The following is a 16,814-nucleotide window of genomic DNA, read 5'->3' on the forward strand; positions in this document are numbered from 1 at the left end:
AGAGGGGGAGAGGGGGAGAGGGGGGGAGGGGGGGAGGGGGAGAGTATTTTTCTCTGTTCCCTGTTCCCTGTTCCCTGTTCCCTGTTCCTTCTGACCAATGACTACTGACCAATGACTATTGACTACTGACCAATGACTATTGACTACTGACTATTGACTACTGACCAATGACTATTGACTACTGACTACTGACCAATGACTACTGACCAATGACTATTGACCAATGACTATTGACTATTGACTACTGACTATTAACTACTGACCAACTGATTTTCCTGCCGCAGATAAGCTTGAATGAACGGTTCTAATTCGCCATTCATCACATCTAGGATGGCGGTGGTTTCCACTCCAGTCCGCAAATCCTTGACCATTTGATAGGGGTGAAACACGTAATTCCGAATTTGCTGGCCCCAAGCCGCCTCTACCATGTCGCCCCGAATCTCGGCAATTTCCGAAGCCCGCTGTTCCTTCGCAATCACCAACAGGCGCGCTTTCAGCAGTGCGAGAGCTTTTTCCTTATTTTGTAACTGACTGCGTTCTTCGGTGCAACGGACGGCTAAACCAGTCGGAAGGTGAACGATGCGGACTGCGGTTTCTACCTTGTTAACGTTTTGTCCGCCCTTGCCGCCTGCGCGGGAAGTAGTCACTTCCAAATCTTTTTCTGGGATATCCAATTGTACGGATCGATCGAGCACTGGCATCACTTCCACGCCCGCAAAACTGGTTTGACGCTTGTCGTTAGCATTAAAAGGCGAAATTCTGACCAAGCGGTGAGTGCCTTTTTCCGATCGCATATAACCGTAAGCGTAGCGGCCGACAATTTCCAAAGAAGCAGATTTAACACCTGCTTCCTCTCCCTCGGAAATTTCCATTAAATGTACTTTGTAACCTTGACTTTCCCCCCAGCGGGTGTACATCCGCAGCAGCATTTCGGCCCAATCTTGAGCATCTGTGCCGCCGGCCCCGGCGTTAATCGTCAAAACAGCGCCGCCTTCGTCGTAGGGCCCCGATAGTAATTGTTGCAGTTCCCACTGGTCGAGTTCGCGGGTTAACTGAGAAAGACTCGATGAGGCTTCTTGGAACAGGGACTCGTCAGCTTCTAACTCCAGCAGTTCTAAAATAGCTCTAGCGTCTTCCAAGCTCGTTTGCCAGCCGCGATATTGGTCTAAATGAGATTTGAAGTCATTAAGTTCTTGGAGGGTTTCTTGAGCTCGATCTTGGTCGTCCCAAAATGCTGGCTGGGCGCAGATTTGCTCTAAGTCTTGAATTTTGGCTGTAAGTGCGGGGATGTCAAAGATAGTCCTGGGTTGTACCCAGTCGATCGGACAAAGTTTCGATATTGTGTTTGATGTCTAGAACTTCCACTGTGAGTTTTCCTAGTTGTGGGGTGTTATATTAATTTTAGCTTGCTGCTGACTTGTTGTTGCACAAATACTAAGAACGTTTTTTAACGGCAGATGAACGCGGATGAACGCAGATGTTTCTAAATATACTGCGAACCTGTTGAATTGAAAGTTTTACCGCATTCGTGAGCGCATACGTCCAACCTTTTGGAACATGAAAAACTTTTTGTGAGGTCTTCGCGAAACCAATCTCTGGCGATCGCATCTTTCACCGATTGAGTTCTGAGAGAATTAAAACCATTTCCGTACTTTTCAATTAAAGCCAGCATTTGCGGTCTGTAAGTGTGGTTGTAAACAGCGTATTTAGTATGGCTTACCCAACAGCAAGGCCAGAGTTCCGCTTCAAAACTGATGAAAATCTCTTTAGTGGCTTGAGTTTGACAGCTAATTTCTACATTTCGGTAGTAATTGTTTAGGCTACCAAAATTTTCTACAGCTTGGATAAATTGGTCTCCCTGGGGATTTTTATATTGTTCCAACGATGGGGGTTGGAGTTCTTCGCTGGCTGACTTTGATGGAACAGAAGGAGTTGGTTCTGGTGCTTGAGAACTTTCGATAGCTATCGCTTGATACCAAGCATAATTTGCTTTTTCTGGTTGCCCCAACTGCGTCAAAACTTTAGCTAAATTGCGATAAGCTCCTGCAAAATTGGGTTTAAGCTCGATCGCCTTTTGGTAATAAGCACTAGCTGGCTGCCACTGTTGCTGTTGAGCATAAAGACTGCCGACATTAGCATAAACTTCAGGAAAATTAGGCTGAATTTTGAGGGCATTTGCGTAACAATCTGCTGCTGCTTGCATCTTCCCCAAACCTTGAACAGCGTTGCCTAAAGTTTTCCAGGCTGCTGCAAAATTAGGTTGAATTTTCAGGGCTTTTTGGCTGGCTGCGATCGCATCTGACAGTTGCCCTTGTTTCAAGCATTCCTCAGCTTGTCGGTGGAACTGAAGCGCGGCCTGTTCTTGATGCTGAGGGGCTGCTACATTAGCTGTTGCTGGTTGGTTTGGGCGATCGCTCTTAGCCTCTATCTGAGAGTTTTCTGCCTTCTGAGGCTGTTGATTGGCGGACTCTTTGTCATAAATCTCTTTCGCCGCAAAACGAGAAGTAGCTTTCGGTACAAACTCGACAAATCCTAATTGTTGGGCTAAATCGCGTGCTGCTTCTACTTGGTGCTGGTTGTGTTCAAATATCAAGTAGTGCCATACAGCTTTTCCGCCTGCTTGGATAAAGGCATTAACCGACTGCATTATCCTGTCCCAGTTGGTATTTTGGCGGTAGATGCTGTTAGTATCTGCCAACCCGTCGATACTAAAAATTACGCGATCGTGTTCTCCTGTCATCGCCTTTGCCAGGGCTTGCCACCAGTCTGGATTGCGTCCGCTACCGTTGGTGTACAGGCTGATATGAGGAACTCCCATGCGGTGCAAATACTCGATCGCCGGAATTGTGGTATTGCTAGTCATAGCATCGCCGTAGTTGCCGCACATATAAACCAAATCCAACTGAGAGCAAAAATCTTTTGGGAAAATTCTCTCAATATCCTCCATCTTTAATTCCGCCCCCGGCAAAATCGGGTTGCCGGTGCGGGGACACTGGGGGCAAGCTGCATTGCACCTGGAGGTAATTTCTACGCTGACTATCCTGATATCTTTATATTTTAAGTACAAGAGTGTTCTCCTATGGATTTTTTATTAATTCTGAAAGCAGACGCCACGAGCGCTATCTTAGTTCCTAAACTTAATAATAAAAAAAAACTGCGGCTCGATCGAGCCGCGGTTTTTTTTTAAGCTAAAGTTTCAATTATTAATCGCGGCTGTTGATAGCAATCAGCAGGCGCAGAATAAAGATGAACAAGTTGATGTAGGTCAAGTACATCGACAGAGCAGCGGGCAAATACTGGTCGTCGCGGTAGCTGCGGGGTAATATGTAAAAATCGACGATCGCAGCGCCGGCGAACAGAAATACGCCGATGCCGGAAATGCCAATTTCCAACCAGGTTGGGGTGTAGATGCCAAATAGTGAGAGCAGAAATTGACCGCCAACGACGACTAACAAAGCAATGACACCTAAACTGATAGTTTTGGTGAGGGCCATGCCGTCTGTTTCGGACAAGTTGGAGCCAATTTGGCGGGCGGCGATAAAGGTAATGCCGCAGCCGAGTGCTGCAAAACCGATCCCGGAGATGCCGACGCCTTGGGTTCTGAGGGCTGTAAATACCAATCCGCTGAGGGTGTAGCCGGAAAGCAGGCTGTAGGTTGCCAGCAGGGGCAAAGCGGTATTTTTGTTGCCTTGTTCGGCGGCACCGCGGGCGACGAAGAACAGAATTAATTCTACGACGATCGCGGCGATGAAGGTGGGAAAGAAGATTGCCGGGTAGTTGCGGATCACTCCGAGGCCGCCGTAGGCGCCTACCGCAGTTAAGACGAGTCCGCCGCCCACGAAGGGGAGAGCGTTGGCGATGACGTTGGGCCCTACTAGCGCTTGGTTTTTGGCCTCGCGCACGGCTTCGCGAAAATTGCTTGTGTTACTCACGAGGATTTACCTAATTTTGGCTGAGAATTGCTATCTATATTTTGACAGCTTTACAGTTTGTTTGCAAAACCTGAAAGAGTTTAAAGATTTGATAAAGAACGGGGGTGAAATCACTCCAAAGCAGGGATCGATTGTTTATAATCGACTGCGTACAAGTCTGTGCCGTGTTGCCCTCTCGCACCGTTGCGCGTCGCTGCAGAGCTATCATTGAGGTTCAAGGGCCGGCGCTATCTGCGGGAGGGGCAAGCTGAGAGTGGATGGAATCGCAGATAGCTGAAGTCAATCAATTTTGGATTTGGGATTTACGATTTGGGACTGAGGACTCTATGCTAGAGGTAGGGGCCGCAGTTGATTTTAGGTTTTTGATTTGCGACGCGAGTTGAAACTAGGGACGGGAAACTGCAATCATCTAAAATCTCAAATCGCTTGGGTTAGTTGCTAAGGTAGCTCAGACAGGGAAGGCCCAAAAAATTAACGATCGAGAGATCGAGTTCGATCGACAAAATGCTAAATAGGTAATGTCCAATGCCCACCTTTTTTCCTAGCAAATTATTGCCAACTGCCGCCGGAATTTTATTGGCCGCCGCCGCTGTGATTTCCGGCGGTCAAGCTGCCGTTGCAGCTAATGTCCAAGCCGTTTCTACCGCTGCTTCAGGGCAGGGTTCAGAAAATTTGTTGCTGGCTCAAATCAGTCAACTCCGCGACGGTACAACTTCTCCAAGCCCTAGCCCGGGAACCGTAACGCCGGTGCCTCGGCCCGTGAGAATTCCTGAGCCTTCGACGGTGGTAGGGTTGGGTTTAGTTGCGGGTTCGCTGGCGGTGACTCGCCGGGGTCGATTGAAAAATTAGACTTTTCGCGAAAAGTCTAATTTTGGGATTTTTAACCGCAGATAAATACGGGTATCAGGATTTTAGCCGATCGCATCGCGCAGAGCATTTTTAGTCATAGCTGCGATCGACTGTTCGGTAGCTTTCGGCAAGTGATAGTATTTCCCGCCAGAAGTCTTGGCCAACTCCTTCGCAAAGCCAGTAGAAATAAACTTGCTCTCGGTATCAATCACCAGCAACTGCATTCCCAACCCGCGAATTTTGGCAGCAATTTCTAACAATTCCTTCTTAATATCCGGCTTTTCTCCATCTACAATCGGTTCCCCCAAAGAACGAGCCAAAGGAATATTCCCCCGCCCGTCGGTAATTGCGACAATCGCCACTTGACCGATATCTCCAGACTGCCGCGCGTTGACTCCCACGCGCACGGCTTGAGTCAAACCGTGGGCCAGGGGGGAACCGCCTCCGCAGGGGAGTGTTTCCAAACGCTTGCGGGCCAAAGCTATCGAGCGCGTGGGCGGTAGCAGCACTTCTGCTTGTTCTCCGCGAAAGGGAATCAGAGCAACTTGGTCGCGGCTTTGATAAGCTTCCGTGAGTAGCTGCATGACTGCACCTTTCGCCGACTGCATCCGGTTGAGGGCCATCGAACCGGAGGCATCGACGACAAATACGACTAAAGCTCCAGCTTTTCTGGCCAAGCGCTTCGCCCGAATGTCTCCCTGTTCCACAAATACACGGCGCTCAACCCCCCCTTGCCCCCCCTTGCTAAGGGGGGGTTGACTTGCCTGTTGCCCCCCCTTAGCAAGAGGGGGTTGGGGGGGGTGAGAATTCCTGTCGCGGCGGGCCTTTTGGTAGGGTGCGGCGGCTCTGAGGGTGGCGTCAACGGCGATGCGGCGGACGGGGCCTTTGGGCAATACTGGCTTGACGTAACGGCCTCTATCTTCCGAGAAAATGGTGCTGCGGCTGCCCGATTTGCCTTGGCGGTTGGCGGCTTGGGCGAAGAAAAGCACGCTGGGGTCGAGAATTACGCCTTCGGGGTCGAAGAGAAATTCTTCGGGAATGGTATCTTTTTCTGGTTCTTCTTCAGGTTCCGGGTTGTCTTCATCCTCTTGGTTTTCTTCGTCTTCTTGCTCGTTTTCTGGTTCGTCTTGTTCTTGTTCTGACTGCTTTTGGGGTGGCGGCGGCGGGGGGGGAGGAGCAGAGTTTTCGTCTGGGGGGGATTGGACGATGGTGGCGCGGGGTACGATGACTAATTCTACGGCGCGGCGCAAGTCTTCGGCGTTAACTTCTGTGCGTCCCTCGATGGCGGCGGCAGCTTTGGCGACGCGGACTGCGAATATTTCGGCGCGGTGTCCTTGAACTGCGCCCCGGATGGCTTCTTCTACTAGGTAGGCAATTTGTTCGCGTTTAATGCTGACATCTTTGAGCCATTCTCTGGCTAGGATGATTTGGGTTTTGAGGTTGTCGGTGTCTTCGGTGTATTGATTCAAAAATTCTTGGGGGGAGCTGGAGTAGGATAAAGCTTGTTCTACTGCATAGACTCTTTGTTCTAGTTCGAGTGCTGCGTCGGCTGAAAGTACGATCGCGATGCGATCGAGCAAATGTTCTCTGAGCGGCCCTTCTTCGGGGTTGTAGGTGGCGATGAATAGAGGTTTGCAGGGGTGTTGAAAGCTAATGCCTTCGCGCTCTATTTGGTTGCGTCCTTCGGTTAATACTGTTAGCAATTGGTTGGAAATATTGTCATCGAGGAGGTTAATTTCGTCTACATAAAGTACGCCTCGATTTGCTTGGGCCAAGAGTCCTGGTTGAAATACGGTTTCGCCGAATTTTACTGATTGTTCGACATCGACTGAACCTAAGAGTCTGTCTTCGGTGACACCCAAAGGAATTTGAATGAACGGTGTGGGAATTATTTCTGTATTTGGGGAATTAGTATCGGTGGTGCGGACCTCTTGCCCGCTTTTTTCAAATAGAGAAGATGCCTGTTCGGCAATATTTTCATCAGGTTCGGCGTTGCAAAAAGAGTCTTTAACAATTTCAATTGGTGGCAGTAAGGAGTGCAAGGCGCGGGCCATAACTGATTTGGCTGTGCCGCGGCGGCCTGCGATCGCAACTCCTCCCAATCCGGGATCGACTGCTGCTAACAGCAGGGCTAATTTGATTGCTTCTTGCCCGACTACGGCTGTGAGGGGAAAGGCTGTGGTGGAAGGGCTAATGTTGGCTGCGGGCATAGGATTTTCGTTAAAATTTGAACTTAATGTTTAGCTTACTTCTTGGAGTATTTTAACTTCTTGCGGCAGAATCACGGTAAAAGTTGAGCCGACTCCTATTTCTGATACTAACTCGATTTTGCCTTGCAGCAGCGTGACGAGCCGCGATACTATTGCTAATCCCAGCCCGGTGCTTTCGGAGGGAAAGTGCTGTTGGCCGGCTTCTCCTGCTTGAAAGAAGGGGTCAAAGATGCGGTTTGTATCTTTGGGGGCGATGCCAATGCCGGTATCTGTAATTGCGATCGCCCAATTTGCTTCTCCAGCGTGGTGGCAACTTAATTCGATGGTACCGGATTCTGTATAGCGAATGGCATTGCTCAGCAGGTTGGTCACAATTTGTTGCAGCCGCTGTCTGTCGGCGATTACTTGTTTTGGGGCGCAGTCGCTGTTAACAGCGAGCTTTAATCCTTTAGCATCAGCCATTGGCTGCATCATTTCTACTACGGTGTTAATTACAGATCGTACATTAGTTTGCCGCAGGTGAAGTTTAATTTTTCCGCTGTCGGCGCGAGAAAGTTCTAGTGCGTCGTTAATCAGGCGCAGCAACTGTCTGCCGTTGCGCAATACTCGCTCGATGTGTTCGATGCCGGGGAGGGTATCTTTGATTTCAGATTGCCATTTTTCTTGGCGCAAAAACAGTTCGGAATAACCGATAATTGAGTTGAGGGGAGTTTTTAGTTCGTGAGCTAAATGGTAGACGTTTTCTTGGTTGACGCTGACGAGGCGATTGAGTTCTTGATTTGTGAGTTGTAACTGAGTTTGGATTTGTTGAAGTTCCCGCAGCCTCTGAGCGACGTAGCTATCGAAACACTGGGCAATTGCTTCGTCTACTACCGCATCTATCAGCCGAAAAGCTCTGAATACTTCTGCGGCCGTTCCGGCTAGCAATTCTGCTTCTAATTGGGAGAATATTACTTGACGCAATAAATGGTATTCCCGGGCTAGTTCTGCTGCGTCGTAGCCTTGTTCGGCTCTGAGAAATCCGTGATCTAAACTGGCTTCAATTATTAGTTTTATTTCGCTGGTTTGATGTTGGGAAAGCACTGTGGCCATCGCCTCCAGCAGGTAAGGTATGTGATTTTCGATCGCTGACTGCGGTAAGCTGTCAGCGGTTTCAATTTTCCGATCCAAGCGTACTGCTTCAATCCAGTTTTTGAGGATAGTATCGGTTTTTTCGGCGAGCACTTGGCTGTAGTCCATGATTTCTGCGTGGGGGTTGAGTTTGGCAGATATTGCCCATGCTTCATTGTAGTTGAGCGCTCGCCCGATCGCCATACCAAACTTCGGGCGATCGCGACCCTGCCAAAAGAAGTAGTTTTGAGGTGATTTTTTCCCCGTGCCGGATCTCTGTCGAGTGCTCGTTGCCAGCTTGTTGCTACCAAAACCAGCACTTAAACTTATTGACAGAAAAGCCATAAAGTAGTATAATCCCTAAAACCGATAATTTTTAATTTTTAATTTTTAATTTTTGCAGGGGACTAAATGGAAAACGTGCAAGCTGCGATGGCTGCGGCAACATTTATCGGTGTAGTTTTCTTAATAATTACAGAATGGATACACCTAACAGTTGCGGCATTTCTGGGAGCGCTGATTCTGGTTTTTACCCACGTAATGACGTTAAACGACGCGATCGAATATATCGGTCGCAGTCACGGTACGCTGGGCTTATTCTTCGGCGTTATGGTAATGGTGAGAGCCTTTGAGCCTACCAAAGTATTCGACTACTTGGCAACTCAAATGGTGCTTTTGGCTAAAGGCAAAGGTAAAAATCTATTGCTGGGCATTGTCGCGATTACTACGCCAATTTGTGCAGTTTTGCCCAATGCCACGACAGTCATGCTGCTAGCCCCATTAATTCCGCCAATGGCAGAAGAAGTCGGAGTAGATTTTGTGCCGTTACTGATTTTAATGGTATTTGTGGCTAACAGTTCGGGGCTGCTGACAATCGTGGGAGATCCGGCGACATTCATTGTCGGCGATGCTATTAACATGAGCTTTGCAGATTACCTGGTAAAGTTAAGTTTGGGCGGGGCGATCGCAGTAGGAGTGATAGTAGTTATTCTGCCGTGGCTGTTCCCCGAAATCTGGCACAAAGAATTAGACGATTTGGAACACTTGCCGCACCCAAAAATCAATCACCCGCGAGTCTTAGCAGTGGGCGGTTTAATTATAGCTTTCGTGCTGACATTTTTTGTAATAGGAGAGTCGATGCCGGTGCCTATTTCACCGGCATCGGTTGCTTTGTTGGGGGCTGCTTTGGCAATGCTCTTAGCTCACCATTCCCAAATTGATTCGGTTAACAATATTTTGCGGGATTTAGATTGGAGCACGCTGCTATTTTTTATGTCTATCTTTGTGCTGATTGGCGGTTTGGAAAAAACCGGAGTCATCGCCAGTATATCTGGAATATTAGCAGTAATTTTAGGTAAAAATATTTTTGTTGGTTCCCTAGCTTTGTTATTTTTTGTGGGTTTGATGTCGAGCGTTGTGCCAAATATTCCGCTGGTAGTGGCTATGGTGCCGCTGCTAAAACAGTATGTTGTCAATGTCGGGCTCGCACCTGCCCAGGTGCTGGCGCCGGATTTTGCAGGGCAGTTTCCACCTGCTGTGCTGCCGCTGTTTTATGCGATGATGTACGGAGCAACTTTAGGCGGAAATGGCACTTTGGTAGGAGCTTCTTCTAATATAGTGGCGGCGGGAATTTCTGAACTGCACGGGCGCCGGATTTCTTTTCAAACTTTTTTGCGTTACGGGCTTCCTGTGATGGCGCTGCAATTAATAAGTGCGACTGTTTATGTAACGATTCGGTTTCTAATTTGAAGAAGTCATTAGTGATTAGTCATTGGGCATTGGGCATTGGGCATTGGGCATTGGGCATTGGGCATTGGGCATTGGGCATTGGGCATTGGGCATTAGTTATTGGTCATTAGTCATTAGTTAACAGTCAGCAGTTAACAGTCAACAGTCAACAGTCAACAGTCAACAGTCATCTAAAATCCCTCCAATTCTAAGGGGAAAATTACAGTGAAGGAGGAGCCAACTCCTACTTCAGAAACTAATTCGATTTTACCTTGCAAGAGGTTGACTAATCGAGCGACAATTGCTAGCCCTAAGCCGGTACGGTCAGGAATCCCAGAAGCCAGGGAGTTGTCGGCTCGAAAATAGGGCGTAAAAATCCGATCGCAGTCTTCTGAAGCAATGCCAATTCCTGTATCGGTGATGCAGATAGTCCAATGTTTGTCAGACAATAATTCGGTTTTTATGGTAATAGTACCGGCTTGGGTGTAGCGAATGGCGTTGCTCGCCAAGTTGGTGATAATTTGCTGCAAGCGCAAGTAATCTGTCATAACTCGATCGAGAACCGGATCGCACTCAACGGCGATCTCTAAATTTTTTGCTTTAGCCAAAGGCTCGATTATTTCGACAACAGTGCCGATCGCCGATCGCACATTTGTCGCAGTTAGCTGCAATTTTATGCGTCCCGCGTCGTACCGCGAGATTTCGAGAGTATCGTTAATTAATCTAAGTAAGCGTCTGCCGTTGCGGAGGACTTTATCAATATGTGCCAAATTGGGAGCAGAATCTTTAACTCTAGGATTGTTTGTTTGGCGCAAAAACAATTCTGAGTAACCAATAATAGAATTGAGGGGGGTTTTCAATTCGTGAGCTAAGTGAGATAGAGTTTCTTGACTGGCGCTAAGTAAGCGAATCAGCTCTTGATTTGTAAGCTGCAATTGGTTTTGCAAATCCTGTAGTCCTTGCAATCTTTCCTGAGTATAGGTTTTGAAACAGTCAGCAATTACTTCGTCGAGGGCACTGTCAATTAAGCGGTAAGCTCGGTTCACTTCAGCGGCTGAGCCTTTTAGCAATTCTGGCTCTAAAGCCGAGAAAATTACCCTCCGCAGCAAGCGGTATTCCCGCGCAATTTCTTCGGCTTCGTAGCCTTGTTTTGCCCTGAGAGTCCCGTGGTCTAAACTTTCTTCTACGAGTGTCCCAATGTCGCTTTCTTCTGATTGGGACAGCATAGTTACGATCGCTTGCAGTACGATGGGAAGGCTGTCGCGCACGGAAGTGTAGGTGAGTTGCTTGGCGGTTTCGATTTGCTCGTCGGAGCGAACAGCTTCGATCCAGTTTTGGATAATTATGTCAATTTTATCTTGTAGCGCTTGGCTAAAATCAATCATGGCTCTTAGATATAAATCAAGTGAGCGATCGCATTTTATATCTCTAGGTTAGTTTAATAATTAATTTTTTGAATTTTATCTCAACTTTTGAGCTTCGCTGAGCGCAAATAGCTACTCCTAAAGACATATTGACAAAATTATACGGTCGTGCTAGCTTAATATAAATTGGCTTAAAAAGTCAAGCCTAATCCAGCACTGCGCGATCGAACCAAGCGTGTGGCTGGAGCGGAGGAACCAATTTTCGGGGCGAATCTCTACAGAATTATAAAGCAAAGTTAAAAATTGCCAAATTTGAGTGTAATTTTTGATTTTGAAATCTAAGGAGAAGGACATCTCTCAGTCCTAGCCCGTCAGCTAACTTCGCAGGCATTGAGAAGAGACTGAAGAGTCAACTTGTCTTCAATAGATAGTTTGGCTTCATCAGTGTCTCCGGTTGGTATTGTTCAAGATTTCTTGTACCGCCCCTGACTCTGAAGGAGATTGAAATGTTCGTACAGCTTAATTTATCTGCGATCGCACTTGCAGGAGTTGCAGCGTGGAAGCGTGTAAAACCCGTTGTCATCCGAGATGCCGTTTTGTTGCCTGCTGCGGGTTTTTTGGGAATTATTGGCTTGTGGTGGATTGTTGCCAGCTTCAACAGCGATTTGATTCCCACTCCGTATCAGGCATTAATCGCTAATTTAGATTACATATTGCATCCATTTTACCAGCGCGGGCCTGGAGATTTAGGCATAGGCTGGCTGTTGCTAGCGAGTTTGCGACGGGTGTTGGTGGGATTTTTCCTGGGTGCAGCAGTTGCAATTCCCGTGGGATTTCTGATCGGGATGTCGAAACCGGCAATGATGGCGCTCAATCCGCTGATTCAAATCTTCAAACCGGTGTCGCCGCTAGCTTGGCTGCCGATAGCTTTATCGATTTTTAATTTAGCAGAGCCGTCGGCAATTTTTGTCATATTCATCACGTCTTTGTGGCCGACAATTATCAACACAGCTTTGGGAGTTTCTAGCGTTTCCCAGGATTATCTGGATGTGGCGCGAGTGTTGGAAATGCCGCGCTGGAGGCGGATTACCAAGATAATTTGGCCGGCGAGTTTGCCATACATTTTTACAGGTTTGCGGATTAGTTTGGGGATTGCTTGGCTGGTGATTGTGGCGGTGGAAATGCTCACAGGCGGTGTAGGAATAGGCTTTTTTGTGTGGGATGAGTGGAGCCGTTTGAATCTGAGTTCGGTATTTTTAGCGGTGTTTGTAATTGGCTTAACTGGATTGTTGCTCGACGCTGCTGTTGACAAAGTTCAGGAATTGGTCACGCATCGATCGGTCATTAATCATTAATCATTAGTTAGTTGGCAGTTGTCAGTTGTCAGTTGTCAGTTGTCAGTTGTCAGTTGTCAACAGTCAACAGTCAACAGTTAACAGTCAACAGTCAACAGTCAACAGTTAACAGTCATTAGTCAAATTAAATATGAGTGACAAGTTTTCCAATGAATGGAAGCGCCGAGAGTTTTTGCAAGCAATGGGCTCGGCGGCGGGAATGGCTTTATCTGGTTGTGGAATTAGCGCGGATCGATCGGCAAAAGGACTCACTGAAGAAGCCGAAGCGGTAAAGCCGGTCGTCGATTCCCGAACCTTAGAAAAACCAAATTTAACCGTAGGATACGTGCCGGTTAACGATTGTGCACCATTTGCGATCGCCTGGAAAAAAGGCTTTTTCCGCAAATACGGTTTAAACGTCAAACTCAACCGCGAAGCAAGCTGGGCAACCTCCCGCGACGGCGTAATCTTCGGCCGCCTCGACGCCTCCCCAGTCGTATCCGGCGCCGTCACAAACGCCCGAATTGGCGCCGAAGGAGCGCGGCACGCACCCCTGTGCGCGGCAATGACAATTCACCGCCACGGCAACGCCATGACCATGAACAAAGCTATGTGGGATTTCGGTTTACGCCCGTGGCACGAATACAACGGCAATTTGGAAGAATTTGGCAAACAATTTCGAGCCTTTTTTGATAGTCAGCCGTCGGAAAAAAGAGTTTGGGCAGTGGTTCTGAGTTCTGCGATTTACGAATACTTTGTCCGCTACATATCGGCGGCTGCCGGTGTCGATCCGTTCAAAGAATTTCGGGTAATTATTGTGCCGCCGCCGCAGATGGTAACTAATATCAGGATTGGCGCCATGCAGGCTTACATGGTGGCCGAACCTTGGAATACGCGGGCAATTCAAGGCAATTTGGGAGTGGGTTTTACCTTCGTGCAAGGCAAGGAAGTTTGGCTGGGACATCCCGATCGCCTTTTGGGAGTAATGCAATCATTCATTGAGGAAAATCCGAAGACTTATTACTCGCTTGTTAAGGCAATGGTGGAAGCTTGTCAGTATTGCAGCAAGCCGGAAAATCGCAATGAAATAGCGGCGCTGCTGACTGAGCGATCGTTTACGGGGGCGAAACCGAAAAAAGGGGCGATCGACAAATTTACGCGGCCGGGAATAGTTGGCGAATACAATTATGGAGGGTTTGACGGAAAAGATCGCACTATACAATCGGAAGATACAACTATTTTCTATGACATTCCTAAGAATTTGCCTCAAATACCGGGAAATCATTCAACATTTATGTGGCAGTCTCAGAGTCTGTGGTTGATGACTCAAGCCGCTCGCTGGGGACAGATTAAAGAAGTTCCCAAAAATGCTGAGGAATTAGCTAAAAAAGCTTGGAGAACCGACCTTTACCGCAAGATTGTTGCCGAAATGGCGATCGGTTGTCCCCAGGAGGATTACAAAGTGGAACCTGCGGAAGTTTTCATTGATAAAAAGGCATTCGATCCTAGCGATCCGGTGGGTTATTTGAATAGTTTTGAAATTCGAGCCAACCGCCCTCAGTCTTTTTTTCAGTCTTAATTTCTACATTCCTGAACGCAGAAGCTAAGGGAGCATCCCAAGTAGGGTGCACAGTGCGCTATTCAGTTTTTCGACCCCGAGTCAACAGTCAACAGTCAACAGTCATTCCGGTGTAACCGGAATTGATATTACTACTTTTTAGGAGAATACCGTGAGTCAATACACTTCTACTTCTACCAGTACCAAAAGTTCCGTCAATAGCGATCGTCTATTTCTGGAAATTGACAAGTTGTTCAAGTCGTATAAAAATGCTGATGGTAGCGAATTTAAGGTCTTGGAAAATATCAACTTAAGTATTGGAGAAAACGAATTTATTTCGGTAATCGGTCACTCGGGTTGCGGCAAATCAACGCTGCTGAAAATAGTGGCAGGTTTGGAAAAACAGAGCGGAGGAATAGTGACACTGGAAGGAAAAGAAATTCGCAAACCGGGAGCCGATCGCATGATGGTATTTCAGCACTACGGATTGCTGCCTTGGCTGACGGTGCGGGAAAATATTCGGCTGGCAGTTGATGAAGTTTTGCAAAGTCTCAGCCGTTCCGAGAAGATTAGTCTTGTCAACGAACACCTAGCAATGGTAAACTTAACAGCAGCAGCCGATAAATATCCAGACGAAATTTCAGGAGGCATGAAACAGCGGGTTGGGATTGCGCGAGCTTTGGCGATTCGACCGAAAATGTTATTAATGGACGAACCGTTTGGAGCGCTGGATGCTCTGACTCGCGGCAAGTTGCAGAAACAGGTGCTGGATATCTGGGAAAATCACAGACAAGCTGCAATGATGATTACTCACGATGTGGATGAAGCTATCTATATGTCCGATCGCATTGTGCTGATGACAAACGGCCCGGCGGCGACAATAGGGGAGATTTTGTCAGTGCCGTTTGCACACCCGCGCGATCGCCAGGAGTTGCGGGAATCTCAGGATTATTACGAACTGCGCAACTATGCTTTGAATTTTCTCGATCGCTACTTTACCCAAGACGAATAACGCCCGACGGACAGACAAAACAATTTACTTAAGAGAGGTCAAGCCTGTGAATCTCAAAACAATTTTAGCGCGTTTTGAAAGTGCATTGGGATACCAAAACTTAGCAGAAGAAATGGTGTTGCTGCCGGAGCCACAAGTGCAAAGATATCAGAAATCAAAAGCTACAAAACAGGCAAAAACCATCAATTTCATTGTCGGTTACAACAGTTCTCCCCAAAGTCAAATAGCTCTGGACATTACCCTTTGGATGGCGCATCAAACTCGTTTAGTAACAACTAAAGAAGTCACAGTTCAAGTCGTCTACGTTATCGACGAAGCGCCCAAAAGTTACGGAGAAGATACTTGCAAATTGGCTGTAAAAAATGCCTTGGCAGCCCAGAAAGTGTCGGATTTAGAGGAAACATTCGCCCTTAATCGTGCAGCGCCTGCGATCGCTTTACCTCCAACCGAAATCCAATCAGTATCCCAGGAAAAAAGTTGGATCGATCCACTGTATTTCCAAGCAATTTTTGGTCAAAGTAATGAGTACGAGGTAGCAGATAAGTTGCTGTGGCAAGCGCGCTGTTTGGCTGAGGAATGGCGCGGTTTATTCAAAGCTCATTTGCGCATCGGGCGGGTTGCTACAGAACTGAGAAATGTGGTTGAATTAGAATCTGCAAATTTACTGTTCTTGGGCTGCGATTCGGGCAACCACTCGCTGGTTAGGGAACTAGGAAATAATTTTCCGTGCTGCGTGCTCGGGATTCCTGCGGCACTCAGCTATCAGATGGATATTCACCCTGAAGAAAGTGCGAGCAAGTTGCAGTTAACTACAGCTATGTCTGCACATTAAGCTTGGGGAGCACTTACGCAAAACTATATGTAAGGTTCGCAGTGCAAACCCTACCGCTATAAATTCGCGCGCCGAACCTTTTTTTGCGTAAGTTCTATATCGATCAAAAATTAAAAAGGGTTCCTTGCTCGAAGTCCTAATTATGAGACAATTAGGACTTTTTTTGATTGTGGAAATTTGAAAAATTATCGTCAATGAAAATTATCGGCACATATCTGATCGTAGACAGTTCGTTAACTAATTTTATCCTTCCCCGGCACACAGAGCGCAGCAGCCGATCGATCGAGCGTTTGTCTTCCTCAGTCAAAGTTTCATCAAAAATAGCAGCCATCAAACCGTACCGATCGGCTAAAGTAATGTAGCCATGATGATTGACTTCGGCAAACAGCTCGCCCAAAGCAGATGGAATCAAGTGGATAGGAGTTTGCATAGCGATTGAGTCTGAACTCGACGATCGCGCGAGCGGGCGTTTCTGCGTTAACAAAAGGCGATCGCACTCTCATATCTTGTCAGTGTATTGCCTTAAAAGATGTGACAATCAACAGCAAAAACTTGTGACAGCAAATAGCCCAGTTTGTGAACTACATCACATTTAATATTTCCGACTTATGATAGAGCTTGCAGTTTCGTTTTAGCGAAGACAGAGCAACTGCAAACTTACAGCATATTCCAGGTTCATGAAGTACACTATAAAGCTATATTGTGTGGTACGTGTTATGTAGGGTGCGTCGCCGCTCCGCAGGTTCAATGGAACTTGCAGATTGACCGGTGGCGACGCACCTTACTTACGACAAGATTGTGTGTACCACATATACATGGAATAAGCTGTCGCGCATTTAAATTGCATATTCGAGGCGGGCGAGACGCCCACCCCACAAGAATTAG

13 protein-coding genes and 1 riboswitch are annotated in these 16,814 nt (G+C 47.3%); of the genes, 6 read left to right on the top strand and 7 right to left on the bottom strand.

Going from position 1 to position 16,814, the window contains the following annotated elements; all coding sequences use genetic code 11:
* Positions 1-251: 251 nt before the first annotated feature.
* The 3 genes from prfB to QUA02_RS25420 all read right to left on the bottom strand — a co-directional run bounded on the left by prfB (position 252) and on the right by QUA02_RS25420 (position 3,932).
* Positions 252-1,365, bottom strand: a protein-coding gene (gene prfB / locus QUA02_RS25410; RefSeq protein ID WP_333031824.1) for a peptide chain release factor 2 whose coding sequence is annotated in 2 segments (ribosomal slippage) — positions 252-1,292 and positions 1,294-1,365 — 1,113 coding nt in all. Because the reading frame shifts where the segments join, the coding sequence is not laid out codon by codon here.
* 118 nt (positions 1,366-1,483) lie between these two features.
* Positions 1,484-3,067, bottom strand: coding sequence for a radical SAM protein (locus QUA02_RS25415; RefSeq protein WP_333031825.1), 1,584 nt, complete (start codon positions 3,065-3,067; stop codon positions 1,484-1,486).
* 136 nt (positions 3,068-3,203) lie between these two features.
* The gene (locus tag QUA02_RS25420; protein ID WP_333031828.1) at positions 3,204-3,932 is read right to left on the bottom strand and encodes a Bax inhibitor-1/YccA family protein; all 729 of its coding nucleotides are present in this window, start codon (positions 3,930-3,932) and stop codon (positions 3,204-3,206) included.
* A 525-nt stretch (positions 3,933-4,457) separates the two neighbouring features.
* On the opposite strand from QUA02_RS25420, the gene QUA02_RS25425 reads away from it, so the two are divergent.
* On the top strand, positions 4,458-4,781 hold the full coding sequence (locus QUA02_RS25425) for a PEP-CTERM sorting domain-containing protein (protein ID WP_333031829.1): 324 nt from the start codon (positions 4,458-4,460) through the stop codon (positions 4,779-4,781).
* A gap of 62 nt (positions 4,782-4,843) precedes the next feature.
* On the opposite strand, the gene QUA02_RS25430 is transcribed toward QUA02_RS25425, so the two are convergent.
* The gene (locus QUA02_RS25430) at positions 4,844-6,991 is read right to left on the bottom strand and encodes a VWA domain-containing protein (RefSeq protein WP_333031831.1); all 2,148 of its coding nucleotides are present in this window, start codon (positions 6,989-6,991) and stop codon (positions 4,844-4,846) included.
* Positions 6,992-7,021: 30 nt separating this feature from the next.
* Positions 7,022-8,446, bottom strand: coding sequence for a sensor histidine kinase (locus QUA02_RS25435; RefSeq protein ID WP_333031832.1), 1,425 nt, complete (start codon positions 8,444-8,446; stop codon positions 7,022-7,024).
* Positions 8,447-8,512: 66 nt separating this feature from the next.
* On the opposite strand from QUA02_RS25435, the gene QUA02_RS25440 reads away from it, so the two are divergent.
* Positions 8,513-9,850 (top strand): ArsB/NhaD family transporter, encoded by a 1,338-nt coding sequence (locus QUA02_RS25440; RefSeq protein WP_333031835.1) that lies wholly within the window; start codon positions 8,513-8,515, stop codon positions 9,848-9,850.
* Between the two features lie 170 nt (positions 9,851-10,020).
* Here QUA02_RS25440 and QUA02_RS25445 read toward each other — a convergent pair whose 3' ends face one another.
* Positions 10,021-11,214: a sensor histidine kinase gene (locus QUA02_RS25445; RefSeq protein ID WP_333031836.1), complete on the bottom strand. Its 1,194-nt coding sequence runs from the start codon at positions 11,212-11,214 to the stop codon at positions 10,021-10,023.
* A gap of 171 nt (positions 11,215-11,385) precedes the next feature.
* Positions 11,386-11,598: riboswitch (cyclic di-AMP (ydaO/yuaA leader) on the top strand.
* Between the two features lie 101 nt (positions 11,599-11,699).
* On the opposite strand from QUA02_RS25445, the gene ntrB reads away from it, so the two are divergent.
* From ntrB to QUA02_RS25465, 4 genes are all read left to right on the top strand, one after another.
* Positions 11,700-12,548: a nitrate ABC transporter permease gene (gene ntrB, locus QUA02_RS25450; RefSeq protein WP_333031839.1), complete on the top strand. Its 849-nt coding sequence runs from the start codon at positions 11,700-11,702 to the stop codon at positions 12,546-12,548.
* 130 nt (positions 12,549-12,678) lie between these two features.
* Positions 12,679-14,106 (top strand): ABC transporter substrate-binding protein, encoded by a 1,428-nt coding sequence (locus tag QUA02_RS25455; protein WP_333031841.1) that lies wholly within the window; start codon positions 12,679-12,681, stop codon positions 14,104-14,106.
* Positions 14,107-14,257: 151 nt separating this feature from the next.
* Positions 14,258-15,097 (top strand): ABC transporter ATP-binding protein, encoded by an 840-nt coding sequence (locus tag QUA02_RS25460; RefSeq protein WP_333031842.1) that lies wholly within the window; start codon positions 14,258-14,260, stop codon positions 15,095-15,097.
* 46 nt (positions 15,098-15,143) lie between these two features.
* Entirely contained in the window at positions 15,144-15,929 is a 786-nt protein-coding gene (locus QUA02_RS25465) for a universal stress protein (RefSeq protein ID WP_333031844.1), read from the top strand.
* A gap of 151 nt (positions 15,930-16,080) precedes the next feature.
* On the opposite strand, the gene QUA02_RS25470 is transcribed toward QUA02_RS25465, so the two are convergent.
* Positions 16,081-16,359 carry a hypothetical protein gene (locus tag QUA02_RS25470; RefSeq protein ID WP_333031846.1) on the bottom strand — a complete coding sequence of 93 codons (279 nt, stop codon included), beginning with the start codon at positions 16,357-16,359 and terminating at the stop codon, positions 16,081-16,083.
* Between the last annotated feature and the right edge of the window lie 455 nt (positions 16,360-16,814).

Source organism: Microcoleus pseudofavosus SVA1_A4, from assembly GCF_036700565.1.
GTDB lineage: Bacteria > Cyanobacteriota > Cyanobacteriia > Cyanobacteriales > Microcoleaceae > Microcoleus.